20 protein-coding genes are annotated in these 23,884 nt (G+C 73.2%); 17 read left to right on the top strand and 3 right to left on the bottom strand.

The window, feature by feature from the left end; all coding sequences use genetic code 11:
- Positions 1-13: 13 nt before the first annotated feature.
- The 11 genes from ACZ6S8_RS24895 to ACZ6S8_RS24845 all read left to right on the top strand — a co-directional run bounded on the left by ACZ6S8_RS24895 (position 14) and on the right by ACZ6S8_RS24845 (position 9,125).
- On the top strand, positions 14-493 hold the full coding sequence (locus ACZ6S8_RS24895; RefSeq protein WP_267719050.1) for an Lrp/AsnC family transcriptional regulator: 480 nt from the start codon (positions 14-16) through the stop codon (positions 491-493).
- A gap of 45 nt (positions 494-538) precedes the next feature.
- Entirely contained in the window at positions 539-1,216 is a 678-nt protein-coding gene (locus ACZ6S8_RS24890) for an HAD family hydrolase (RefSeq protein WP_469459193.1), read from the top strand.
- A gap of 92 nt (positions 1,217-1,308) precedes the next feature.
- Entirely contained in the window at positions 1,309-2,673 is a 1,365-nt protein-coding gene (locus ACZ6S8_RS24885; protein ID WP_469459191.1) for a cytochrome P450, read from the top strand.
- Positions 2,674-2,800: 127 nt separating this feature from the next.
- A complete protein-coding gene (locus ACZ6S8_RS24880; RefSeq protein WP_386523579.1) occupies positions 2,801-3,052 on the top strand; it encodes a hypothetical protein in 252 nt (83 codons plus the stop codon).
- Positions 3,053-3,069: 17 nt separating this feature from the next.
- The gene (locus ACZ6S8_RS24875; RefSeq protein WP_469459189.1) at positions 3,070-3,552 is read left to right on the top strand and encodes a hypothetical protein; all 483 of its coding nucleotides are present in this window, start codon (positions 3,070-3,072) and stop codon (positions 3,550-3,552) included.
- A gap of 238 nt (positions 3,553-3,790) precedes the next feature.
- Entirely contained in the window at positions 3,791-3,874 is an 84-nt protein-coding gene (locus tag ACZ6S8_RS24870) for a putative leader peptide (protein ID WP_401533603.1), read from the top strand.
- Positions 3,875-4,109: 235 nt separating this feature from the next.
- Positions 4,110-4,979: an ABC transporter permease gene (locus ACZ6S8_RS24865; protein WP_469459390.1), complete on the top strand. Its 870-nt coding sequence runs from the start codon at positions 4,110-4,112 to the stop codon at positions 4,977-4,979.
- A complete protein-coding gene (locus ACZ6S8_RS24860; protein ID WP_469459187.1) occupies positions 4,952-5,674 on the top strand; it encodes an ABC transporter ATP-binding protein in 723 nt (240 codons plus the stop codon). The genes ACZ6S8_RS24865 and ACZ6S8_RS24860 overlap by 28 nt, the downstream gene beginning before the upstream one ends.
- Positions 5,675-5,785: 111 nt before the next feature.
- Positions 5,786-6,835 carry an ABC transporter substrate-binding protein gene (locus tag ACZ6S8_RS24855; RefSeq protein ID WP_469459185.1) on the top strand — a complete coding sequence of 350 codons (1,050 nt, stop codon included), beginning with the start codon at positions 5,786-5,788 and terminating at the stop codon, positions 6,833-6,835.
- On the top strand, positions 6,835-7,929 hold the full coding sequence (locus ACZ6S8_RS24850) for an LLM class flavin-dependent oxidoreductase (protein ID WP_469459183.1): 1,095 nt from the start codon (positions 6,835-6,837) through the stop codon (positions 7,927-7,929). The genes ACZ6S8_RS24855 and ACZ6S8_RS24850 overlap by 1 nt, the downstream gene beginning before the upstream one ends.
- 50 nt (positions 7,930-7,979) lie before the next feature.
- Complete coding sequence (locus ACZ6S8_RS24845) at positions 7,980-9,125, top strand: FAD-dependent oxidoreductase (protein WP_469459388.1); 1,146 nt, start codon at positions 7,980-7,982, stop codon at positions 9,123-9,125.
- Between the two features lie 65 nt (positions 9,126-9,190).
- On the opposite strand, the gene mltG is transcribed toward ACZ6S8_RS24845, so the two are convergent.
- Positions 9,191-10,054, bottom strand: a complete 864-nt coding sequence (gene mltG, locus ACZ6S8_RS24840; RefSeq protein ID WP_469459181.1) for an endolytic transglycosylase MltG — start codon at positions 10,052-10,054, stop codon at positions 9,191-9,193.
- A gap of 63 nt (positions 10,055-10,117) precedes the next feature.
- Positions 10,118-12,010, bottom strand: coding sequence for an ABC transporter ATP-binding protein (locus tag ACZ6S8_RS24835; RefSeq protein WP_469459179.1), 1,893 nt, complete (start codon positions 12,008-12,010; stop codon positions 10,118-10,120).
- Between the two features lie 86 nt (positions 12,011-12,096).
- Between ACZ6S8_RS24835 and ACZ6S8_RS24830 the strand changes: the two genes are divergently transcribed.
- The 4 genes from ACZ6S8_RS24830 to ACZ6S8_RS24815 all read left to right on the top strand — a co-directional run bounded on the left by ACZ6S8_RS24830 (position 12,097) and on the right by ACZ6S8_RS24815 (position 19,262).
- Positions 12,097-12,561 carry a MarR family winged helix-turn-helix transcriptional regulator gene (locus ACZ6S8_RS24830; protein WP_469459177.1) on the top strand — a complete coding sequence of 155 codons (465 nt, stop codon included), beginning with the start codon at positions 12,097-12,099 and terminating at the stop codon, positions 12,559-12,561.
- A gap of 36 nt (positions 12,562-12,597) precedes the next feature.
- On the top strand, positions 12,598-15,534 hold the full coding sequence (locus tag ACZ6S8_RS24825; protein WP_469459176.1) for an FAD-binding and (Fe-S)-binding domain-containing protein: 2,937 nt from the start codon (positions 12,598-12,600) through the stop codon (positions 15,532-15,534).
- A 111-nt stretch (positions 15,535-15,645) separates the two neighbouring features.
- Positions 15,646-17,484, top strand: a complete 1,839-nt coding sequence (locus ACZ6S8_RS24820; protein ID WP_469459174.1) for an ABC transporter transmembrane domain-containing protein — start codon at positions 15,646-15,648, stop codon at positions 17,482-17,484.
- Positions 17,481-19,262: an ABC transporter ATP-binding protein gene (locus ACZ6S8_RS24815; protein ID WP_469459173.1), complete on the top strand. Its 1,782-nt coding sequence runs from the start codon at positions 17,481-17,483 to the stop codon at positions 19,260-19,262. The genes ACZ6S8_RS24820 and ACZ6S8_RS24815 overlap by 4 nt, the downstream gene beginning before the upstream one ends.
- 110 nt (positions 19,263-19,372) lie before the next feature.
- On the opposite strand, the gene ACZ6S8_RS24810 is transcribed toward ACZ6S8_RS24815, so the two are convergent.
- On the bottom strand, positions 19,373-20,164 hold the full coding sequence (locus tag ACZ6S8_RS24810) for a metal-dependent hydrolase (RefSeq protein WP_469459171.1): 792 nt from the start codon (positions 20,162-20,164) through the stop codon (positions 19,373-19,375).
- Positions 20,165-20,309: 145 nt separating this feature from the next.
- Between ACZ6S8_RS24810 and ACZ6S8_RS24805 the strand changes: the two genes are divergently transcribed.
- Positions 20,310-22,832 (top strand): DEAD/DEAH box helicase, encoded by a 2,523-nt coding sequence (locus ACZ6S8_RS24805; protein ID WP_469459169.1) that lies wholly within the window; start codon positions 20,310-20,312, stop codon positions 22,830-22,832.
- A 115-nt stretch (positions 22,833-22,947) separates the two neighbouring features.
- Positions 22,948-23,877, top strand: coding sequence for an acyl-CoA thioesterase (locus ACZ6S8_RS24800; protein WP_469459167.1), 930 nt, complete (start codon positions 22,948-22,950; stop codon positions 23,875-23,877).
- Positions 23,878-23,884 lie beyond the last annotated feature (7 nt).

The following is a 23,884-nucleotide window of genomic DNA, read 5'->3' as shown; positions in this document are numbered from 1 at the left end:
GTACAGTCGCGGCATGGCGGTGGACGAGCTCGACACCAGAATCCTGCGCCTGCTGATCGAGCAGCCGCGCACCAGCGTCCGCGAGTACGCCCGGCTCCTCGGGGTGGCCCGCGGCACCCTGCAGGCCCGTCTGGACCGGCTGGAGCGGACCGGGGTGATCACCGGGACCGGCCCTTCCCTGTCCCCCGCCGCGCTCGGCCACCCGGTGCTGGCCTTCGTTCACATCGAGGTCACCCAGGGGCACCTCGACGACGTGGGCGACGCCCTCTCCGCCGTCCCGGAGATCATCGAGGCCTTTTCCATCACCGGTGGCGGGGACCTCCTGACGCGCGTCGCGGCCCGGGACAACGCCCACCTGGAGGACGTGATCCAGCGGCTGATCCAGCTGCCCGGCGTGGTCCGCACCCGTACCGAGGTGGCCCTGCGCGAGCGGGTGGCGCACCGGCTGCTGCCGCTGGTCGAGTCCGTGGGCCGGGCCGCCCGTAAGACCTGACAGAATGGTCTAGACAGGACAGAACCGGCAGAACGGGCGCAGCGGATGATTTCCGTCATATTCGATCTCGACGGCACCCTCGTGGACAGCGAGCCGAACTACTACGAGTCCGGGCGCCGCACGCTGGCACGGCACGGGGTGCGCGACTTCACGTGGGAGGAGCACGCCCGCTTCATCGGCATCGGGACCCTGGAGACGCTGGAGATCCTCCGGGACCGGTACGCGCTCGCGGCCCCGGTGGAGGAGCTGCTCGCCGAGCAGAACGCCGTCTACCTGGAGCTGGCCCGCACCGGGACGGAGGCCTTCCCCGAGATGCGCGCGTTCGTCGAGCGGCTGCACGCCGCCGGCGTGCCGATGGCGGTGGCCTCCGGCTCCTCCCTGGAGGCGATCGACGCCGTGCTGGCCGGCACCGGCCTGGACGCCCTGCTGACCACGGTGGTCTCCGCGGAGGAGGTGGCCCACGGCAAGCCGGCGCCGGACGTGTTCCTGGAGGCGGCCCGCCGGCTCGGCGCCGAACCGGCCGACTGCGTGGTCGTCGAGGACGCGGCGCCGGGCGCGCTGGCCGCGCGGGCCGCCGGCATGGCGTGCGTGGCCGTCCCGTACGTGGCGCAGACCGCGCACGACCCGGCGTTCGCCGGCGCGGACCTGCTCTTCCCCGGCGGGCAGCGGGAGTTCAGCGCGCAGGCCGCACACGACTGGCTGACGGCCCTGCGGACCGGCTGAACGGGGCGCTGGGCGGCGGCCGTTGACCGCGGCGGGCATACGGCCCCGCTCCGTCCCTGGCGTCCCGCGCGGTCCGCTGCCACCATGCCCGGGTGACCGCCACCCTGCTGCCACCCCCGGGCACCGAGCGCGGACCGCGCCGGTGGCCCCTCCTCGGCAATCTCCCCGCCTTCGCCCGCGACCCGCTGGCCTTCTTCGAATCCCTGCGCGACGACTACGGCGACTGGGTGCCGTGGTCGCTAGGCCCCCACCGCAACGTGCTGGTCTCCCGGCCCGAGCACGCCGGCGAGCTGCTCGGCGCCGTCGAGTCCACCTTCAAGCCGACCGAACTGGGCTGGGCCTTCAGGCAGTTGCTCGGCAACGGCGTGGTGGTCGCCACCGGCGACGACTGGCGTCGCAAGCGAGCGCTGGTCCAGCCGGCCGTACGGCCGCGCCAGGTCCGCTCGTACGCCGACGCGATGGTGGAGTGCGCGGACGCCCTGGTCCGCGGCTGGCGCGAGGGTGACCGGATCGACGTGCACCGGGAGATGGCCGGGCTCACCCAGCGGATCGCGGTCCGCACCCTGTTCGGGAGCGACGCCGCCGGCCGCGAGGCGCCCATCAGCGCGGCGATGGCCACGGCGCAGCGGGAGCTGGGGACCGAGTTCCGCGGGATCACGCTGTTCCTGCCGCCGTGGGTGCGGACCCCGGGGCGGCGCCGGATGCGGGCCGCGGTGTCGGTCCTCGACCGGGAGATCGAGCACGTCATCCGCGAGCACGAGAGCGCCTCCGCGGCGGGCGCCGAGCGGGACGACCTGCTCGGCAGGCTGCTCGCGGCCCGCGACGAACGGGGCGACCCGCTGTCCCGCACGGAGCTGCGGGACGAGTCGATCACGCTGTACATCGGCGGCCACGAGACCACCTCGACCACCCTGACCTGGGCCTGGCAGCTGCTGTCCGGGGCGCCCGGGGCGCGGGCCAGGCTGACCGAGGAACTGGACCGGGTGCTCGGCGGACGGCTTCCGACGTACGAGGACTACCCGCAACTGACGTGGACCCGGCAGGTGGTCAAGGAGGCCCTGCGGATCTACCCGCCGATCTGGCTGATCTCGGCGGTGGCCGCGGAGGGGGCCTCCATCGGCGGGCGGGCGGTGCCCGTCGGCACCTCGGTGTGGACCAGCCCCTGGTCGGTGCACCGGGACGAGCGGTGGTTCCCGCAGCCCGAGTCCTTCCGCCCCGAGCGCTGGGACGCGGACGCCCCGGACCCGGTGCCGGAGCACGCCTGGTTCCCGTTCGGCGGCGGCCCCCGGGCCTGCCTGGGGGCACGGTTCGCCCTGGTGGAGGCGGCGCTCGTGCTGGCCGTCCTCGGGCAGCGGTTCCACCTGGACACGGGGGCCCGGCGGACCGGGGTCTTCCCCGGCCTCACCCTGCAACCGGTGGGCCCCGTCCCGGCCACCCTGCGCCCCGCCCGCCCCTAGGGGCGCCCCGCACCGCGCCTCCCCAACTGCCGCCGGGAACTGCCGCTCCGGGCCGTTTCCCCGGCCTACGTTCGTTCCGCTACAGGACCGCGGCGGACCCTCCGCCGCCCACACCGGGAGAAGCCCCATGAAGAAGAACAAGCTCAAGGCCGGCGGCGCCGCGGCCGTGATCGCGGCGGGCATCGCGATCACGGCGGTGGGCGCGGCGAACGCGGCCGACGCGGCCCCGAGCCAGTCCACGCGCATCACCTCCGTGCAGCAGCTGCACGAGAACCTGGCGCAGGCGGTGGAGCAGGAGCAGGCGCTCGGCCTCCAGGGCACCATCGGCGGGCCCGTCGGCCGTGCGCTGGACGAGTCGACCGCCGCGATCGACGGCTGACGGGACGGGTGAGCACCGTGGGAACCGACCAGTCAGCAGCCGCGCCGGCGACCTGGTGCCCGAGCGGCGACGCCCGGGCCCCCGAATCGGTGGTCCTCGGCGTCCGTTCGGGCGCCGACGGCCGGGTGACGTACCTCGCCGACCCGGTCCCGGCGTCCGAAGTGCTCGGCGCCGTGCCGGAGGGGATCGAGCCGACCCGCGTCCTGCGGTTCGCCTCGCACTGCGTCACCGGCTGCGCGAACCGGCGGGGGAACGACTGCACCCTGGTGGAACGGGTGCTGACCCTGCCGCCGCCGGTGGCGGCGGCGGATGCCCGCGCGGTCCCACGGTGCCACCTCCGCTCCCGCTGCCAGTGGTGGCAGCAGACGGGCGTCGACGCCTGCCACCGCTGCCCGGCCGTCACCACGGCCACCTTCCAGGAGGACGAGCTGGCCACCCTGGTCGCCGACCCGTCCACCACCCCGGAGCAACTCGCCTCCTGGATCGCCGCGTCCGCCTGACCGGCGGCCCCGAACCCGACCCGGGCCCGACAGCGCCCTCCCGCCCGGAGCACCCGGAGCGGCCGAGGGACTGCCGGGCCGTCGGCGCGCCCGGCCGCCCGCGGAGGCCGCTGACGGCGGCGTGCACGGCCGCGTGGAGAGCGGCGTGCACAGCGGCGTGTCCCAATATCGGAGACACCAGGTCCAGTGGGCGAGACACCATTGACCCGCCCCCGGCCATCTGGCTAGGTTTCGCCGCATGTTGCGTTCAGCCATGCTCACCACGCGCGGTCACATCGACCTGCTGCGGGTGGCCTCCGCCGCGTGTTGCCGCGGCTGCTGACGCCCTTTTCCCCGACGTGTCACGAGCGCTCCGCGCTCGGCTTGCGCGCGCCCTGAGCCCACCGGCCCGGTGATCCGGCCCCGCGGCCCGGTCCTGCATTCCCTCCGCAGTCCCGTCCGCAGTCCGGCTCGCAGCCCGGCCGTGCGGTCGACCCCGTTCCGCCGCACCGGTACGGGGCCGGCCCGGCGCGCGCTCCCCGCCTCCCCGCCTCACCTTCCGTGGAGCCTCCATGAGCATCGACCTCGACCACGCGCCGCCGGATATATCCCCTAAAACAGCACCTGCGGCGGCTTCCCTCTCTCCGGCCCTCGTGGCCGTCGTCCCGACGTCGGCACGACGGCGCTCCGTCCCCCGCTGGATCCGCCGGACCGTCGGACCACTGTTGCTCCTCGGACTGTGGCAGCTGGCCAGCAGCCTGGGGTGGCTGCCCGTCGACACCCTCGCGCCGCCGTCGACCATCGCGTCCGCCGCGGCCGGCCTGATCGGTGACGGGACCCTGCCCGGAGCGATGGCCGTGTCCCTGCAGCGGGTCGCGATCGGCCTGGTGATCGGCGGGACCGCCGGGACGGCGCTCGCCCTGCTGTCCGGCCTGTCGCGGCTCGGCGAGGACCTGATCGACGCGAGCGTGCAGATGCTGCGCACGGTCCCGTGGGTCGGCCTCATCCCGCTGTTCATCATCTGGATGGGCATCGGCGAGGCGCCCAAGGTCGCCCTCATCGCCCTCGGCACCGCCTTCCACCTCTACCTGAACGTGTACGCCGGAATCCGCGGCGTCGACGAGCAACTGATCGAAGCCGGAGGCGCGTTGGGCCTCGGGCGGTGGGGACTGGTGCGACACGTGGTCCTGCCGGGCGCGCTGCCCGGGTTCATGACCGGCCTGCGCTACTCCCTGGCCACCGCCTGGCTGGCCCTGGTGTTCGGCGAGTCCATCAACGCCGACGCCGGCATCGGCTTCCTGATGAACCAGGCCCGCGAGTTCTTCCGCACCGACGTCATCGTCGTCTGCCTCGTCGTCTACGCCTTCCTCGGCCTCACCGCCGACCTCGTCGTCCGCGCTCTCGAAAGGCTGCTGCTGCAATGGCGACCGACCTTCACGGGGCAGTAGCCGCCCCCACCGCCGTACGGGTGGCCGGGCTGACCCGGTCCTTCGACGGGCGGGCCGTCATCGACCACCTCGATCTGACCCTGCGTGCAGGGGAGTTCACCGTGCTCCTGGGCCGCAGCGGATGCGGGAAGTCCACCCTGCTGCGCGTGCTGGCCGGCCTGGACCGCGAGATCGACGGCGAGGTCCTGGTCCCCGAGCGGCGCGCGGTCGCCTTCCAGGCCCCCCGGCTGATGCCCTGGAAGCGGGTCTGGCGCAACGTGCTCCTCGGACTCCCCGGCCGTCCCGACCGCGAGCGCGCCGAGCGGGCACTGGCCGAGGTCGGCCTGGAGCACCGTACGGACGCCTGGCCCAAGACCCTGTCCGGCGGAGAAGCGCAGCGCGCCTCGCTCGCCCGCGCCCTGGTGCGCGAACCCGATCTGCTGTTGCTCGACGAGCCGTTCGGCGCGCTCGACGCCCTCACCCGCATCAAGGCCCAGCAGTTGGTGGCCCAGCTGTGGCAGCGGCGCGGCTGCGCGGTGCTGCTGGTTACGCACGACGTCGACGAGGCCGTCCTGCTGGCCGACCGCGTCCTGGTCATGGACGAGGGCCGGATCTCCTACGACGTCCAGGTCCCGCTGGACCGCCCGCGCGACGTCGGGGACCCGGGGTTCGCCGCGCTGCGCACCCGGCTCCTCGCCGAACTCGGCGTCGTCTGACCACCCGCCCGACCACCCGCCCGGCCCACCCGCTCCCCCACCCCCGTCACCCTGCCCGGCCTCCCCGCCCCGCCCCGCCCCGCCCCGTACGAGAGATCGAAGAGAAGCGACATGAGACGCCACTCCCTTTCCCTGCCCCTGCTGGCCACCCTGATCCCGCTGTCCCTGGCCCTGACGGCCTGCGGTGGCGACAGCGCCGCGGACAGCGGCTCGGCGCCCGCCGCGGACGGCGGCAAGAGCGGCGCCAAGGTCACCCTCAACATCGGGGACCAGAAGGGCGGCAACGAGTCGCTCCTGCGCGCCGCCGGCGAACTGGACGGCCTCGACTACTCCATCAAGTGGTCGACCTTCACCTCCGGCCCCCCGCTGCTGGAGGCCGTCAACGCCAAGGCCGTCGACATCGGCGGCGTGGGCAACACCCCGCCGGTGTTCGCCGCCGGCGCCAAGTCGAAGATCACCGTGGTGGCCGCCACCCACGGCTCCTCCACCGGCGAGGCGATCCTCGTCCCGAAGGGCTCCGCCCTCCAGTCCCCCACCGAACTCCGCGGGAAGAAGATCGCGGTGGCGCAGGGCAGTTCGGCGCACTTCCAGCTGATCGCGTCCCTGGAACAGGCGGGCCTGAAGCTCTCCGACGTGACCGTCAACTTCCTCCAGCCGGCCGACGCCCTGGCCGCCTTCAACAGCGGCTCGGTCGACGCCTGGGCGGTCTGGGACCCGTACACCTCCCAGGTGCTGCGCACCGGGGCCCGCATCCTCACCTCCGGCGAAGGCGTCGTCAACGGCCTCGGCTTCCAGGTCGCCGCGCCCTCCGCCCTGGAGGACGCGGGCAAGAGCAAGGCCATCGGCGACTACCTGACGCGGCTCCAGCGCGCCCAGGACTGGGTGTTCAAGCACCCGGAGGAGTGGGCGAAGGTCTGGGCGAAGGAGACCGGGCTGCCGTACGAGGTCGCCTTCGACGCGGTCAAGCGCAGCAACGGCACCCGGGTGCCGGTCGCCGTGGACGACGCGGCCGTGGCCTCCGAGCAGAAGATCGCCGACACCTTCACGGAGCTGAAGCTGATCCCGGGCAAGGTCGTCTTCAAGGACTTCGTCGACCCCCGCTTCAACGGCACGCTGCCGCCGTCCACCACCCCCGCCCGCACGTACGGGAAGGACTCCTGATGACCGTCCGCCTGCACTGGTTCCTGCCCACCGGCGGCGACGGCCGCACCCTGGTCGACCGGCACGCCTACGCCCACAACACGGCCGCGCCCGGGGTGCGCGAACCGGACATCGAGTACCTCGCGCAGATCGCCAAGGCCGCCGAGCGCCTCGGCTTCGAGGCGGTGCTGACCCCGACCGGGACGTGGTGCGAGGACGCCTGGCTGACCACGGTCGCCCTCTCCCAGCACACCGAACGGCTGAAGTTCCTGGTCGCGTTCCGGCCCGGGGTGATCTCGCCGACGCTCGCGGCCCAGATGGCCGCCACCTATCAGCGCATCACCCGCGGGCGGCTGCTGCTGAACGTGGTGACGGGCGGCGACTCCGCGGAGCAGCGCCGCTTCGGGGACCACCTCGACCACGACCGCCGCTACGAGCGGACCGCGGAGTTCCTGTCGGTCGTACGGGGCGCCTGGCGCGGCGAGCCGTACGACTTCCACGGGGAGCACTACCGGATCGACGGCGGGCTGACCGCGCTGCCGCCGGACCCGCTGCCGGAGATCTTCTTCGGCGGGTCCTCGGCGGCCGCGGGGCCGGTCGCGGCCGAGCACGCGGACGTCTACCTGACCTGGGGCGAGCCGCCGCAGCAGGTGAAGGAGAAGATCGACTGGATCCGCTCACTGGCCGAGGAGCGCGGGCGGACGGTCCGGTTCGGGATCCGGCTGCACACCATCTCGCGCGACTCGGCGAAGGAGGCGTGGGGCGCGGCGGACCGGCTGCTGGCCGATCTGGACGACGCGGACATCACGCGGGCGCAGACCCTGCTGGGGGCGAGCGAGTCGGTGGGACAGCAGCGGATGCTCGCGCTGCACGGCGGTTCGCGGGACAAGCTGGAGATCGCGCCGAACCTCTGGGCGGGTGTCGGGCTGGTCCGCGGCGGCGCCGGAACGGCGCTGGTCGGCAGCCACGGAGACGTGGCGGACCGGATCGAGGAGTACCACGCGCTCGGGGTCGAGAACTTCGTCCTGTCGGGCTATCCGCACCTGGAGGAGGCGTACTGGTTCGGCGAGGGGGTGACCCCGGAGCTCGCCTCCCGCGGGCTGCTCGCCCCGTAGCCGGGAAGATCCGCGCACCCCCGCAGGTTGGTAGAACCGTGAACGATCTGATGCGGGGCGCGGGCGTGAACGCGGACACGGACGTGGACGTGGACGTGGTGGTGGTCGGTGCCGGGCAGGCGGGCCTGTCCAGCGCGTACCACCTCACCCGGGCGGGGCTGGACCACGTGGTCCTGGACCACGCGCCCCGCCCGGGCGGGGCGTGGCAGTTCCGCTGGCCCTCGCTCACCTACGGCAGGGTCCACGGGATGCACTCGCTGCCCGGCATGGAGCTGACCGGGGCCGACCCGCTGCGGCCCTCCTCGGAGGTGATCGGGGAGTACTTCGCCGCGTACGAGGACCGCTTCGGCCTGCGCGTACGGCGCCCCGTGGACGTCTCGGCGGTGCGCGGCGCGGCCGACGGCAGGCTGCGGGTGGAGACCTCGGCGGGCACCTGGTCGGCGCGGGCCCTGATCAATGCCACGGGCACCTGGGACCGCCCGTTCTGGCCCCGGTACGCGGGCCAGGAAACCTTCCGCGGGCGCCAGCTGCACACCGCGGACTATCCGGGGCCGCAGGAGTTCGCGGGGGCCCGCGTCATCGTGGTGGGCGGCGGCACCTCCGCGGTGCAGCACCTGCTGGAGATATCCGAGGTGGCGTCGGAGACCGTCTGGGTGACGCGCCGGCCGCCGGTGTTCCACGACGGGGACTTCGGCGAGGCGGAGGGCCGCGCGGCGGTCGCGCTGGTCGACGAGCGGGTACGGAAGGGACTGCCGCCGCAGAGCGTGGTCAGCGTGACCGGGCTCCCGCTGAACGCGGCGGTGCGGGCCGGCCTGGCCTCGGGGGTCCTCGACCGCAGGCCCGTGTTCGACCGCATCACCCCCACGGGGGCCCTCTGGGCGGACGGCAGCCGCGTGGAGGCCGACGTGATCCTGTGGGCCACCGGCTTCCGCGCGGCGGTCGACCACCTGGCCCCGCTGCACCTGCGCGAGCCGGGCGGCGGCATCCGCGTCGAGGGCACCCGGGCCGCTCGGGACGAGCGGATCCACCTGGTGGGCTACGGCCCCTCGGCGTCCACGATCGGCGCGAACCGCGCGGGCGGCGCCGCCGCCCGGGAGATCCGCCGCCTGCTGGACCGGGAGCGGTCGGCGGCCCCCGGCGCAGCGGCGCTCGGGGAACCGTCGTCGCTCGTGGCGGCCGACGCCCCGGCGGGCTGATCCGCTCGGACCGCGCGCCGGTGGCCCGCGCCTCTCGTTTCGCGGCGCGGGCCCCGGTCGGGGCGTCAGTGCGCGGGAGGCCCCGCCTTGGTTCCGGCGCCCGCGGCGGCGCGAAGACGGTTGAACTCCGCCACGTGCTTCTTGTGCTCCTCGTACGTCGCCGAGAAGCGCGTGTCCCCCGGCTTGACCGTCACGAAGAACAGCCAGTCGCCGGGCGTCGGGGCGACGGCGGCCGCCATGGCCTCCAGCCCGGGGCTGTCGATCGGCGTGGGCGGCAGGCCCTGGCGTTCGTAGGAGTTGAAGGGGCTGTCGATGCGCGTCTCCGCCAGCGTGGTGTCGACCGTGCTGCGGTTCAGCGCGTAGTTGATCGTGGAGTCCATCTGGAGCGGCATCGACTTCGCCAGCCGGTTGTGCACCACCCGGGCGACCTTGCCCATGTCGGCACGGCTGTCGGCCTCGGCCTGGATGACGCTGGCCAGCGTCGCCGTCTGGTACGGGGTCATCCCGTGCACCCTTCCGCCGTCCGCGACGGCCCGGGTGGCGAGCTTCCGGTTCGCCGTCTGCACCATGTACGCGAGGAGGCCGGCCGGCGTGGACTTCGAGGTCACCGGGTACGTCGCCGGGAAGAGGTAGCCCTCCGGATTGCCCTTCGCCTCCGCGGGCAGCGCCAGTCCCGCGGTCGCCGCCGCGGCCTTCGCCGAGCCGGCGGGGAGTGCGAGCTCGCGGTCGACCGCGGCGTACACCTGGGAGGCCCGCCAGCCCTCGGGGATCACCAGCATCCGGGGCTTTTCCGGGGCGTCCGCACCCCGTAGCAGCGGTATCAGGGCCACCGCCCCGATCGCGAGGAGCGTACCGAGGAAGAGCGCCAGCCGGCCCCGACGGGTCAGCCGGGAACGGCGCTGTGGTGGCGGCAGGTACTCATGACGCATGCGGGAACGCTAACCCGCGAAGTGTCACATTTCCGGCACCCCACCCGTGCACCGGTCATACGATCACACGTTTATCGGAGCGAGCTCGGCACCCTGCGCAGCTCCCGCCCCGCGGGCCGCGTCCGGCGCCGCCACCGGCGCCAGCGCGGCGTCCCGGTCCCGGCGGACCAGGGCGGCGTAGCGTCCCTCCGCCTCCAGCAGCTCTTCGTGCGTGCCGCGCTCGGCTATTCGCCCCGCGTCGAGGACCACGATCTGGTCGGCGTCGCGGACGGTGGACAGGCGGTGCGCGATGGTGATGGTGGTGCGGCCCGCGGAGAGGTTGTCGATGGCCTGCTGGACGGCGTGTTCCGTGCGGGTGTCCAGGGCGCTGGTGGCCTCGTCGAGGATGAGCACCGGGGGGTCCCGCAGGATCGTGCGGGCGATGGCGAGCCGCTGCTTCTCACCCCCGGAGAACCGGTAGCCGCGCTCGCCGACGAGGGTGTCGTACCCGTCCGGCAGGGATGCGATGTGGTCGTGGATCTGGGCCGCCCGGGCCGCGTCGGCGATCTCCTCGTCGGTGGCGTCCGGCTTGGCGAAGCGCAGGTTGTCGGCGACCGAGGCGTGGAAGAGGTAGGTCTCCTGGGAGACCACGCCTATGGAGCGGGCCAGCGAGTCGAAGTCCAGGTCACGGACGTCGACGCCGTCCAGGGCCACCCGTCCGCCGGTCACGTCGTAGAGCCGGGGCACGAGGTAGCTCAGGGTGCTCTTCCCGGAGCCCGTCGCGCCGACGACGGCGAGGGAGCTGCCGGCCGGGACGGTGATGTGGATCCCCTTCAGGGCGGGCCCGTTCTCCGTGTCGTACGCGAAGTCCACGGACTCCAGCCGGACCTCGCCCGCGGCCCGCCCCAGGCGCACCGCGTCCTCGCGTTCCGTGATGTCCACCGGAAGGTCGAGGTACTCGAAGATGCGGGCGAACAGGGCGAGCGAGGTCTGGATCTGCACACCGGTCGACAGCAGGCTCACGGCGGGCCGGAACAGGCCCTGCTGGAGGGTGACGAAGGCGACGAGGGTGCCGACGGAGAGCGAGGGCGCGCCGGTCTGCAGCGCGAAACCGGCCGCCCAGTAGATCAGGGCGGGCATGGCGGCCATGACGATGCCGATGGTGGACATCCGCCAGCGCCCGGCCATGCTGGAGCGCACCTCCAGGCTGACGAGCTTCTCGGACTCGTCGGAGAAGGACGAGGTCAGCGAGTCGGAGCGGCCCATGGTGCGGCCGAGCAGGATGCCGCTCACGGACAGCGACTCGGTGACGGTCGCGGCCATCGCGGCCATCTGCTTCTGGCGCTGCATGGTGATCTTCTTACGCTCGCGGCCGACCCGCCGGCTGATCCACACGAAGACGGGGAGCAGCAGCAGCGAGACGAGCGTGAGCCGCCAGTCGAGCGCGAGCATGGCGACGACCGAGGCGATGACGGCCGTCAGGTTGGAGACGAGCGAGGTCGCGGTCGAGGTGACCGTGGCCTGCATGCCGCCGATGTCATTGGCGATGCGGGACTGCACCTCGCCGGTGCGGGTGCGGGTGAAGAAGGCCAGCGGCATCCGCTGGAGCTGGGCGTAGACGGCGGTGCGCAGGTCGTGCATGACGCGCTGGCCGACCGTGGTCGATATGTAGGTCTGGAGCACGCCGAAGACGCTGGTGACCACGGCGGTGAGGATCATGCCGAGCGCGAGGAGGCTGAGCAGCCCGGTGCGGCCCTGCGGGATCGCGACGTCGAGGATCTCCCGGAGCAGGAACGGCGAGGCGACCCCGACCAGCGAGGAGGCGCCGACCAGGAGACCGACGACGGCGAGGCGGCCCCGGTACGGCCGGAAGAGGGAGACGATGCGGCGCAGCTCGCGGGGCTGCTCCGCCGGGGCGGGGCGGGTGGGGTCGAGGGATTCGTTCGATGGGGTCCACTTCGGTTCTTCGGGGCGCATGGGCCTCCTTCTGACGAGACTCGAATGAGCATAGCTCATTGTTACCTATACTCACAATGAATCCGGTCCTGATACTGTTTCCCAGTATGAGGACACCTTCCGAGACCGACACCACAGACGGCGTTCTCGCCGAGCAGCTGCTGCGCCTGACCCGTCGGCTCCACCGCATCCAGAAGCGCCACATGGAGCCGCTCGGCATCACGCCCGCCCAGGGCCGCCTGCTGCGCCTGGTCTCGCACTACGAAGGCGCGCAGCCGCCCCGGATGGCGGACCTCGCCGCCCGTCTGGAGGTCGTCCCCCGCGCCGTCACCACGCTCGTGGACGGCCTGGAGGCGGCGGACTGCGTGCGCCGCGCGCCGGACCCCGCGAACCGGCGGGTCATAAGGATCGAGCTCACGGACGCCGGCCGCGCCACGCTGCGCCGCCTGCGCAACGCGCGAACCGACGCCGCGGAGGAGATCCTGGCTCCGTTGACCGCCGATCAGCGCGAGATGCTCGGCGGGCTGCTGAACGCCCTGGCGGACGCTCCGCCGGAGGGTGCCTGCCGGTAGGCCCCTCGTGGGCCGCGACGAGGCGAGGGGTCGGACATGCCGATGCTGGAACCGAAGCCGGGAGCCCTGCGCCCGCGCGGCATCGGCGGCCCCACGCCCGACCGGCTGCCCGAACACCGGGCCGGCGGCACCCCGGAGCCCCTGCGCACCGAGCTGACCGAGCTGCTCGGCGCGGAGAAGGTCCTGTGGAAGGTGTCCGACCTGGTCCGCTACGCCTCGGACGCCTCCCCCTACCGCTTCGTGCCCCAGGTCGTCGTGATCGCCGAGGACATCGACGACGTCTCCGCGGTCCTCTCCTACGCCCACGGCAGGCAGCGCGAAGTCGTCTTCCGCGCGGCCGGGACCTCGCTCAACGGCCAGGCTCAGGGCGAGGACATCCTCGTGGACGTGCGCCGCCACTGGGCCGGCGTCGAGGTGCTGGACGAGGGCCGGCGCGCCCGCATCCGCCCCGGAACCACCGTCGTACGGGCCAATGCCGCGCTGGCCCGGCACGGGCGGATCCTCGGCCCCGACCCGGCCAGCGCCATCGCCTGCACCCTCGGCGGGGTCGTCGCGAACAACGCCTCCGGCATGACGGCGGGGACCACGAGGAACTCGTACCGCACCCTCTCCTCCCTCACCTTCGTCCTGCCGACCGGGACGGTGGTGGACACCGCCGACCCGCTCGCCGACGAGGAGCTGGCCCGCGCGGAACCGGCCCTGTGCCGCGGGCTGATGGAGATCAAGCGGGAGATCGAGGACGACCCCGAGCTCGTCGCCCGGATCCGCGCCAAGTACGAGATCAAGAACACCACCGGCTACCGCCTGGACGCCTACCTGGACGGCGCCACCCCCGTCGAGGTCCTGCGCGGTCTCGCGGTCGGATCGGAGGGCACCCTCGGCTTCATCTCGGAAGTCGTCTTCGACACGCTCCCCCTGGACCGCGAGCTCTGCACCGGCCTGCTGTTCTTCCCCTCCCTTCCGGCCGCGGCCGCCGCCGTCCCGCTGTTCAACGAGGCGGGCGCCCTCGCCGTCGAGCTGATGGACGGCAACACCCTGCGCGCCTCGGTCAGCGTCGCGGGCGTGCCCGCCGACTGGGCGGACCTGCCGCGGGAGACCACGGCGCTGCTGGTGGAGTTCCGGGCGCCGGACGAGGCGGGACGCGCCGCCTGCGAGCGCCGCGCGGCCGAGGTCCTCGCGCGGCTGGACCTGGTCGCGCCGGCCGCCTCCGTGACCAACGCCTTCACCTGGGACGCGAGGACCATCAGCGGCTACTGGACCGCCCGCAAGGCCTTCGTCACCGCCGTCGGCGGTGCCCGCGCCCCGGGCACCACCCTGATCACCGAGGACTTCGCCGTGCCGCCCTCGCGGCTGGCCGAGGCCTGCGCGGCCCTCCTCGAACTCCAGGCCCTGCACGGCTTCGACGCGGCCGTCGCCGGCCACGCGGCGCACGGCAACCTGCACTTCCTGCTCGCCTTCGACGCCGCCGACCCCTGCGACGTCGAGCGGTACGCGGCCTTCATGGATGCCTTCTGCCGGCTCACCGTGGAGCGCTTCGACGGTTCGCTGAAGGCCGAGCACTCCACCGGACGCAACATGGCGCCCTTCCTCGAACGGGAATGGGGCCCGAAGGCCACCGAGCTGATGTGGCGCACCAAGCGGGTCATGGACCCGGACGGGGTGCTCGCCCCGCGCATCGTCCTCGACCGCGACCCGCGCGCCCACCTGCGCGGGCTGAAGACGATCCCGCGGGTGGAGGCGCCGGCCGACCCGTGCATCGAGTGCGGCTTCTGCGAACCGACCTGCCCCAGCGAGGACCTGACGACCACGCCGCGCCAGCGGATCGTGCTGCGGCGCGAGATGACCCGCCAGCAACCGGGCTCCCCCGTGCTGGACGCCCTGCTCGACGCCTACGGCTACGACGCGGTCGACACCTGCGCCGGCGACTCCACCTGCAAGCTCGCCTGCCCGGTCGGCATCGACACCGGCGCCCTGATGAAGGACTTCCGCCACCGGCGGCACAGCGCCCGCGAGGAGCGGGCGGCCGCGCTCGCCGCGCGGCGGTTCGCGGCCGTGGAGACGGCGGCCCGGCTGGCCGTGGCCGCCGCCGCGAAGATCAGCGACCGGGTCGGGGACGGGCTGCTCGAAGCCGTCACGGGGGCCGCGCGCAGGGCCGTACGCCCGGACCTCGTACCGCAGTGGCTGCCGCAGCTCCCCGGCGCCGCGGCCCGGCGGCTGCCCGTCACCCCGCGGGTGGGCGCCGCGGCCGTCTACTACCCGGCCTGCGTCAACCGGATCTTCGGCGGCCCGGACGGCCGCCCCGGCCCCTCCCTGCCGGAGGCCGTGGTGGCCGTGTCGCAGCGGGCCGGCAAGCCGGTGTGGATCCCCCGCGACGTGCACGGCACCTGCTGCGCGACGATCTGGCACTCCAAGGGGTACGAGGCGGGGAACCGGGTGATGGCCAACCGGATCGTCGAGGCGGCCTGGGGCTGGACGGCCGGCGGGCGGCTGCCGCTGGTGGTCGACGCCTCCTCCTGCACCCTGGGCATCGCCCACGAGGTGGTCCCGTACCTGACGGACGACAACCGGGCGCTGCACGCGGAACTCACCGTCGTCGACTCGGTCGTCTGGGCGGCGGAGGAACTGCTGCCGCACCTGGAGGTCCGGCGCACCGCCGGATCGGCCGTGCTCCACCCCACGTGCTCGATGCGGCACCTGGGCGACGAGGCACAGCTGTTCGCGGTCGCGGCGGCGTGCGCCGACGAGGTGGTCGTACCGGACGACGCCGGCTGCTGCGCCTTCGCGGGCGACCGCGGCATGCTGCACCCGGAGCTGGCGGCCTCGGCGACGGCCCGGGAGGCCGCCGAGGTGACGGCGCGTTCGTTCGACGCGCACCTGTCGGCGAACCGCATGTGCGAGGTGGGCATGGACCGGGCCACCGGGCGGAGCTACTACTCGGCCCTGCTCGAACTGGAGCACGCCACCCGCCCCTGAACGGGAGGGACGCAGCGCGATGCCCGCCCCCGGGTGGAAAATCGATTGCCGGGAACGGGTCCGGAAGGCGAACCTTGCACGGTTTGAACCACTCGACCGTCTTGGGGCGTCATGCAGATCAGTGATCTTCCGTATCCGGACCCCGGGGTACCCGACGCCCGCTCCGGTCCCCGGTTCCTCGTGTGGCTCGGACGCGGCCAACTCGGCGGGCAGGCCAAGAGCCTGTGCTGGGGCCTGCTGCACTTCTCCGGCATCGCCGGACTCCCGTACGCCCTGGGCCTCGGCGTCGACGCGGTCGTGGACCGCGACGCGCACCGGCTGCTGCTCGTCGGGGGCCTGCTCCTCCTGCTCGGCGCCGCCATCACCGTCGGCGACGCGATGCTCCACCGCACCGCCGTCACCAACTGGATCACCGCCGCCGCCCGCGTGCAGCAGCTGCTCGCGCGCAAGACGGCCGAGCTGGGTTCCGCGCTGAGCCGGCGGGTCGCCGCCGGTGAGGTGATCGCGGTCTCCACGGGCGACGTGGAGAAGATCGGCTGGTTCGTCGAAGCCGTGTCCCGGTTCCTCGCCGCGGCCTTCGCCGTCGTCCTCGTCTGCGTCGGTCTGCTCTTCTACGCCCCCGCCCTCGGCGTGGTCGTCGCGATCGGCGTCCCCGTGGTCGCCCTGGCCGCGCTGCCGCTGCTGCCGCGGGCCACCCGGCGCGCCGACTTCCAGCGGGAGAAGGCGGGCAGGGCGACCGAGCTGGCCTCGGACACGGTCGCGGGGCTGCGGGTGCTGCGCGGAATCGGCGGCGAGGAGCTGTTCCTCGCCCGCTACCGCGAGGCGTCGCAGGAGGTCCGCAAGGCCGCCGTGCGCAGCGCCCGGATGTGGGCGCTGATCTCCGCGATCCAGGTGCTCCTGCCGGGCGCGCTGCTGATCACGGTCGTCTGGTACGGGGCCACGCTGGTCGTCGACGGGCGCATCGCGGTGGGTGAACTCGTGGCCGCGTTCAGCGCGGTGGCCACGCTGCTCTACCCGCTGCGGCACTTCGAGGAGATCGCCATGGCGTACTCCTTCTCCCGCCCCTCCGCCGAACGGGCCGCCCGGGTGCTGTCGCTGACGCGCGCGGAGGCCGGTGAGCCGGAAGCCGCGGAGCAGGGGGCGCGCCCGGTTCCGGACGCGCCCGCGCCGGGAGCCGACCTGTACGACCCGCAGACCGGGCTGCTCGCGCCGACGGGCCGGTTCACCGCCGTGGTGTGCGGGGACCCGGACCTCGCGGGACGGCTCGCCGAACGGCTGGGCGGGCACCCGATGGACGGGGACGGCGGCGCCTCGGTACTGCTGGGCGGGGTCGCGCTGGACGAGCTCGCGCTGGACACCGCGCGCACGCTGGTCCTCGTACAGGACAAGGACCCGGTGCTGCTGTCGGGCACGCTGCGCGAGCTGTTCGACGTACCGGCCTCGGGAGCGGTCGAACCGGCGGCCGCGCTGGAGGCCGCCCGGTGCGCGGACGTGCTGGACGCGTTGGCGCAGGCCGCCCCGGACGGGGTCGACGACCCGATGGACGCGCGGATCACCGAGCGCGGCCGGTCGCTGTCCGGCGGGCAGCGCCAGCGCCTCGCCTTGGCGCGGTCGCTGGTGACCGACCCCGAGGTGCTGGTACTGGACGAGCCGACGTCGGCGGTCGACTCGCACACGGAGGCACGGATCGCGGACGGCATCGCGGCCCTGCGCGCCGGTCGCACCACCGTGGTGCTGGCGTCCTCGCCGCTGCTGCTGGACCGCGCCGACCGGGTCGTCCTGATCCACGGGGGCGTGGTGGCGGCGACCGGTACGCACCGCGAGCTGCTGCACGGCGAACCGCTCTACCGGGCGGTCGTCACCCGCGAGACGGAAGAGGAACAGCGGCTCGCACGGTGCGAACTGACCGAGCTCGAAGAAGCACTCACAGAGATCGAGGAGTCCGCATGATCGGCGTGGCTCCGCCGGACTACGATCCGGCGGCCCCCGAATCGGCCGCGACCCTGCCCGTGGGCACGTCGGCGACCGTACGGGGCTATGTGCGCGGGCTGTTCCGGCGCCACCGGCGGGCCTTCGTGCTGCTGGTGACGGTCAACGCGGTCGCGGTGATCGCCTCCATGGCCGGCCCGTACCTGCTGGGCCGGGTCGTGGACGACCTGACGGCGGGGGTGCGCGAGCTCCATCTGGGGCAGGTGGCGCTGCTGTTCGCGGTGGCGCTCGCCGTGCAGACCTCCTTCGTCCGGCTGGTCCGGCTGCGCGGGGCGGTGCTCGGCGAGGAGATGCTGGCCGACCTGCGCGAGGACTTCCTGGTGCGGTCGGTGGGGCTGCCTCCGGGCGTCCTGGAGCGGGCCGGCACCGGTGACCTGCTGTCGCGGATCACCACCGACATCGACCGGCTGGCCAACGCCATGCGCGAGGCGGTGCCGCAGCTGGCCATCGGCGTGGTGTGGGCGGGGCTGCTCTTCGGGGCGCTCGCGGTGACGGCGCCCCCGCTGGCGCTGGCCGCGCTGGTGGCGCTGCCGGTCCTGGTGATCGGCTGCCGCTGGTACTTCCGGCGGGCGCCCTCCGCGTACCGGTCGGAGTCGGCGGGGTACGCAGCCGTCGCGGCCGTGCTCTCCGAGACGGTCGACGCGGGCCGCACGGTCGAGGCGCACCGCCTGGGAGGAGAGCGGATCTCGCTGTCGGAGCGGCGGATCAAGGAGTGGACGGCCTGGGAGCGCTACACGCTGTTCCTGCGGACGGTCCTCTTCCCCGTCGTGAACGTCACCTACATGACGATCCTCGGCTCGGTCCTGCTGGTCGGCGGCTACTGCGTGCTGCGTGGCTGGATCTCGGTGGGGCAGATGACCACGGGGGCGCTGCTGGCGCAGATGATGGTCGATCCGATCGGGCTGATCCTGCGCTGGTACGACGAGCTGCAGATCGCGCAGGTGTCCCTGGCGCGCCTGGTGGGCGTGCGGGAGATCGAGCCGGACGCGGGTGACGAGGCCGTCGCCCCGGAGGGCCGGACGGTCCGCGCGGAGGAGGTGCATTTCGGCTACCGGGAGGGCGTGGACGTCCTGCACCGCGTGTCGATGGCGGTGCCGCCGGGGACCCGGATGGCGCTGGTCGGCCCTTCGGGCGCGGGCAAGTCCACGCTGGGGCGGCTCCTGGCGGGCATCTACGCGCCCCGGACCGGCGAGGTCACCCTCGGCGGGGCGCAGTTGTCGCGGATGCCGGCGGAGCGGGTGCGCGAGCACGTGGCGCTGGTCAACCAGGAGCACCACGTGTTCGTGGGCTCGCTGCGGGACAACCTGCGCCTCGCGCGTACGGGCGCCGGCGACGCGGAGCTGTGGTCGGCGCTGGAGGCGGTCGACGCGGGGGGATGGGCGCGGGCCCTGGAGGCCGGTCTGGACACCGAGGTCGGTTCCGGCGGCGCGGCACTGACCCCGGCGCAGGCGCAGCAGGTCGCGCTGGCGCGGCTGGTGCTGGCCGATCCGCACACGCTGGTCCTGGACGAGGCCACGTCGCTGCTGGACCCGCGCGCGGCGCGGCACCTGGAGCGCTCGCTCGCCCGGGTGCTGGACGGCCGCACGGTCATCGCGATCGCCCACCGGCTGCACACGGCGCACGACGCGGACGTGATCGCGGTGGTCGAGGGCGGCCGGATCAGCGAACTCGGCTCGCACGACGAGCTGGTGGCGGCCGACGGAGCGTACGCGTCGCTGTGGCGCTCCTGGCACGGCTGACCGGACCGGCGGCCGGCCGCGGGGCGCGGCCGTGCACGAGGCCCCCGGCACCCGCATCAGCGGGTGCCGGGGGCTTCGTGCATGCCGGGGGGGGTGACCCCGCCGGGGGATCAGATGAAGCCGAGGGCGGAGGCTCCGCCGAAGCCGCCGGCCAGCACGAACACCGGCATGAGCACCTTGAGCTCCACCCAGCTGCCCGCCCGGAAGCGCATCGGCTTGGGCGGACCGATCGGGTACCAGCGCTTGCCGGCGATCGGCAGCGGCCACAGGACGGGGCAGCCGGAGACGGTCAGGGCGTCGCCGATGTCGTGGACCAGGGCTCCGAGCATGATCGGCAGGCCGAGCCACAGGTACTCCTGGCCGGGGGCGTCGAACAGCCAGCCCGCGCCGTTGCCCGGCTGGTCGAGCACGCCGGCCAGGATCCAGGCGCTGGTGGCGCCGAGCAGCCAGACCAGGATGTCGCTCGACATCCGGGCGGCCCGCCAGAGCAGTCCTTCCACGGCCAGCACGAGGTGGACGAAGAGGAGCGCGAGCACGCCCCACCGGTCGGTGGTGACGGCCAGGGCGGAGGCGCCGGCGCCGATCAGGACCGCCCAGAGCCAGGTGTGCGTCAGGGTCCGGTGGCCGCCGGTGCGGCGGGCGTCCCTCGGGGAGCGGGTCGCCTTGTAGACGCCGTAGGAGATCTTGTCGACCACCTCGCACAGGCCGCGGGAGAGCGGACCGAAGGCGCGCGAGATCGTCGCCGACTTGTGGTCCAGGTCGGGGGCCAGGGCCGCTCCGGCGCAGATCAGCGCGCCGACGACGAGGACCGGCCACGGCATCGGGTATCCGGAGGCCGCCGTCGCCGCTCCCACCCCCAGCCAGGCTGCCGCGCCGGACAGTGAGTGCGCCGGACCCATCATGATCGTTCCCCGCCCCGGTGGTGTGCTGGTCGGGCCCGGTCGACGGAGTCGATCGGGCCGCATCGACGGCACAGCGTACCGTTGACGATCTTCGTTCCGTCCGCCGGTTCCCGCATCCGGGGGGAAGCCAGGCAAGATGGGGGGTGTGACCCTCATTGATCAGCTCCCGCCGTCTGCCGACCCCGACGCCCTCTTCGAGGCCTTCTCCTCGTGGGCCGAGGGCCAGGGCATCACCCTGTACCCGGCACAGGAGGAGGCGCTGATCGAGGTCGTCTCCGGCGCGAACGTGATCCTGTCCACCCCGACCGGCTCCGGCAAGAGCCTGGTCGCCGCGGGCGCACACTTCACGGCCCTGGCCCAGGACAAGGTGACCTTCTACACGGCCCCCATCAAGGCGCTCGTGTCGGAGAAGTTCTTCGACCTGTGCAAGCTCTTCGGCACCGAGAACGTCGGCATGCTGACCGGCGACGCCTCCGTGAACGCGGACGCCCCGGTGATCTGCTGTACCGCCGAGGTCCTCGCCTCCATCGCCCTGCGCGACGGCAAGCACGCCGACATCGGCCAGGTCGTCATGGACGAGTTCCACTTCTATGCCGAGCCGGACCGCGGCTGGGCGTGGCAGATCCCGCTGCTGGAACTGCCGCAGGCACAGTTCGTGCTGATGTCGGCCACCCTCGGCGACATGAAGCGGTTCGAGGAGGACCTGACCCGGCGCACCGGGCGTCCCACCTCCATGGTCCGCTCCGCCACGCGGCCGGTCCCGCTCTCGTACGAGTACGTCACCACGCCGATCACCGACACGATCACCGAGCTGCTGGAGACCCGGCAGGCGCCGGTCTACATCGTGCACTTCACCCAGGCCCAGGCGGTCGAGCGGGCGCAGTCGCTCATGAGCATCAACATGTGCACCCGCGAGGAGAAGGACAAGATCTCCGAGCTCATCGGCAACTTCCGCTTCACGACCAAGTTCGGGCAGAACCTCTCCCGCTACGTGCGGCACGGCATCGGCGTGCACCACGCCGGGATGCTGCCCAAGTACCGGCGCCTGGTGGAGAAGCTCGCCCAGGCCGGTCTGCTGAAGGTCATCTGCGGCACCGACACCCTCGGCGTCGGCGTCAACGTTCCCATCCGCACCGTGCTGTTCACCGCACTCACCAAGTACGACGGCAGCCGGGTCCGGACGCTGCGCGCCCGCGAGTTCCACCAGATCGCCGGCCGGGCCGGCCGGGCCGGCTTCGACACGGCGGGCTACGTGGTCGCCCAGGCGCCCGAGCACGTCATCGAGAACGAGAAGGCCCTCGCGAAGGCGGGCGACGACCCGAAGAAGCGCCGCAAGGTGGTGCGCAAGAAGGCTCCCGAGGGCTTCGTCGCCTGGTCGGACACCACCTTCGAGAAGCTCATCGCCGCCGACCCGGAGGCGCTGACCTCGCGCTTCAAGGTCACCAACATCATGCTGCTGTCGGTCATCGCCCGGCCCGGCGACGCCTTCGCGGCGATGCGCCACCTCCTCGAGGACAACCACGAACCGCGCAAGGCACAGCTGCGGCACATCCGCCGGGCCATCGCGATCTACCGTTCGCTGCTGGACGGCGGGGTCGTCGAGAAGCTGGACACCCCCGACGCGGAGGGCCGCAGCATCCGGCTCACCGTCGACCTCCAGCAGGACTTCGCGCTGAACCAGCCGCTGTCGACCTTCGCGCTGGCCTCGTTCGACCTGCTGGACCCGGAGTCCCCCTCGTACGCGCTGGACATGGTGTCGGTCGTCGAGTCCACCCTCGACGACCCGCGCCAGATCCTCGCCGCGCAGCAGAACAAGGAACGCGGCACGGCGATCGGGCAGATGAAGGCCGACGGGGTGGAGTACGAGGAGCGGATGGAGCGGCTCCAGGACATCACCTATCCCAAGCCGCTCGAAGAGCTCCTCTTCCACGCCTACGACGTGTACGCGAAGAGCCACCCGTGGGTGCGGGACCACCCCGTGTCCCCGAAGTCGATCATCCGCGACATGTACGAGCGCGCGATGACGTTCACCGAGTTCACCTCCTACTACGAGCTGGCCCGTACCGAGGGCATCGTGCTGCGCTACCTGGCCAGTGCCTTCAAGGCCCTGGACCACACCATTCCCGACGACCTGAAGTCCGAGGACCTCCAGGACCTGATCGCCTGGCTCGGCGAGCTGGTCCGCCAGGTCGACTCCAGCCTGCTGGACGAATGGGAGCAGCTGGCGAACCCCGAGGTGGAGACGGCGGAGCAGGCCCAGGAGAAGGCGGACCAGGTCAAGCCGGTCACCGCGAACGCGCGCGCCTTCCGCGTCCTGGTCCGCAACGCCATGTTCCGCCGGGTGGAGCTGGCCGCCCTGGACCACGTCAACGTGCTGGGCGAGCTGGACGCCGAGTCCGGCTGGGACGCCGACGCCTGGGGCGAGGCCATGGACGGGTACTGGGACGAGTACGACGACCTGGGCACCGGCCCGGACGCGCGCGGACCCAAGCTCCTGCAGATCGAGGAGGACGCGGCGCACGGCCTGTGGCGCGTCCGCCAGACCTTCGCGGACCCCAACGGGGACCATGGCTGGGGCATCAGCGCCGAGGTCGACCTCGCCGCGTCCGACGAGGAGGGCCGCGCGGTCCTGCGCGTCACCTCGGTGGGCGAGCTCGGCCAACTCTGAGCCCCCGCCGCCCGCCAACCCGCACGACCCCGCCGGAGCCGCCGCAGCCACCGGACCCGGCAGGGCCTCCGGACCCGCCGGACCAGACACCGGACCAGACAGTGGAGATCCCCTGATGACGAACCCCGCCGAGAGACTCGTCGACCTGCTCGACCTGGAGCAGATCGAGGTCAACATCTTCCGCGGTGCCAGCCCGCAGGAGTCCCTCCAGCGGGTCTTCGGCGGCCAGGTCGCCGGCCAGGCGCTGGTCGCGGCGGGGCGCACCACCGAGAGCGACCGCCCCGTCCACTCGCTGCACGCGTACTTCCTGCGCCCCGGCATTCCCGGGGTGCCGATCGTGTACCAGGTGGAGCGCGTGCGCGACGGGCGGTCCTTCACCACGCGCCGGGTCACCGCGGTCCAGCAGGGCAAGACGATCTTCAACCTCACCGCCTCCTTCCATCATCCGGAGGAGGGCGGCATCGAACACCAGCTGCCGCCCCGCCTCGACTTCCCCCATCCGGACACGCTCCCCAAGGTCGCGGACGAGATCCGCGAGCACCTGGGGGCCCTGCCCGAGGCGCTGGAGCGGATGGCCCGCCGCCAGCCCTTCGACATCCGCTACGTGGACCGGCTCCGCTGGACTCCGGAGGAGCTCAAGGACGCCGATCCGCGCAGCGCGGTGTGGATGCGCGCCGTCGGCCCGCTGGGCGACGACCCGCTCGTGCACACCTGCGCCCTCACCTACGCCAGTGACATGACCCTCCTGGACGCCGTGCGCATCCCGGTGGAACCCCTGTGGGGGATGCGCGGTTTCGACATGGCGAGCCTCGACCACGCCATGTGGTTCCACCGGCCGTTCCGGGCGGACGAGTGGTTCCTCTACGACCAGGAGTCGCCCATCGCGCACGGCGGCCGCGGCCTGGCCCGTGGCCGCATCTACGACGTGGAGGGCAGGCTGCTGGTCTCCGTCGTCCAGGAGGGCCTCTTCCGCCCCTACGCGGCGAAGCCGACCGCTGCGGCCCCCTCCTCCTCCCCCGCTTCCGAAGCCTCTCCCGAGAACTGAGCTCGCC

Source organism: Streptomyces sp. NPDC048461, assembly GCF_055587105.1.
This window is presented reverse-complemented; position numbering and strand designations above follow the sequence as displayed.

Coding starts and splice junctions, on each gene's coding strand:
- ACZ6S8_RS24895 (WP_267719050.1), top strand. CDS start 14: ATGGCGGTGGACGAGCTCGACACCAGAATCCTGCGCCTGCTGATCGAG.
- ACZ6S8_RS24890 (WP_469459193.1), top strand. CDS start 539: ATGATTTCCGTCATATTCGATCTCGACGGCACCCTCGTGGACAGCGAG.
- ACZ6S8_RS24880 (WP_386523579.1), top strand. CDS start 2,801: ATGAAGAAGAACAAGCTCAAGGCCGGCGGCGCCGCGGCCGTGATCGCG.
- ACZ6S8_RS24870 (WP_401533603.1), top strand. CDS start 3,791: ATGTTGCGTTCAGCCATGCTCACCACGCGCGGTCACATCGACCTGCTG.
- ACZ6S8_RS24860 (WP_469459187.1), top strand. CDS start 4,952: ATGGCGACCGACCTTCACGGGGCAGTAGCCGCCCCCACCGCCGTACGG.
- ACZ6S8_RS24855 (WP_469459185.1), top strand. CDS start 5,786: ATGAGACGCCACTCCCTTTCCCTGCCCCTGCTGGCCACCCTGATCCCG.
- ACZ6S8_RS24850 (WP_469459183.1), top strand. CDS start 6,835: ATGACCGTCCGCCTGCACTGGTTCCTGCCCACCGGCGGCGACGGCCGC.
- ACZ6S8_RS24845 (WP_469459388.1), top strand. CDS start 7,980: ATGCGGGGCGCGGGCGTGAACGCGGACACGGACGTGGACGTGGACGTG.
- mltG (WP_469459181.1), bottom strand. CDS start 10,054: ATGCGTCATGAGTACCTGCCGCCACCACAGCGCCGTTCCCGGCTGACC.
- ACZ6S8_RS24835 (WP_469459179.1), bottom strand. CDS start 12,010: ATGCGCCCCGAAGAACCGAAGTGGACCCCATCGAACGAATCCCTCGAC.
- ACZ6S8_RS24830 (WP_469459177.1), top strand. CDS start 12,097: ATGAGGACACCTTCCGAGACCGACACCACAGACGGCGTTCTCGCCGAG.
- ACZ6S8_RS24825 (WP_469459176.1), top strand. CDS start 12,598: ATGCCGATGCTGGAACCGAAGCCGGGAGCCCTGCGCCCGCGCGGCATC.
- ACZ6S8_RS24820 (WP_469459174.1), top strand. CDS start 15,646: ATGCAGATCAGTGATCTTCCGTATCCGGACCCCGGGGTACCCGACGCC.
- ACZ6S8_RS24815 (WP_469459173.1), top strand. CDS start 17,481: ATGATCGGCGTGGCTCCGCCGGACTACGATCCGGCGGCCCCCGAATCG.
- ACZ6S8_RS24810 (WP_469459171.1), bottom strand. CDS start 20,164: ATGATGGGTCCGGCGCACTCACTGTCCGGCGCGGCAGCCTGGCTGGGG.
- ACZ6S8_RS24800 (WP_469459167.1), top strand. CDS start 22,948: ATGACGAACCCCGCCGAGAGACTCGTCGACCTGCTCGACCTGGAGCAG.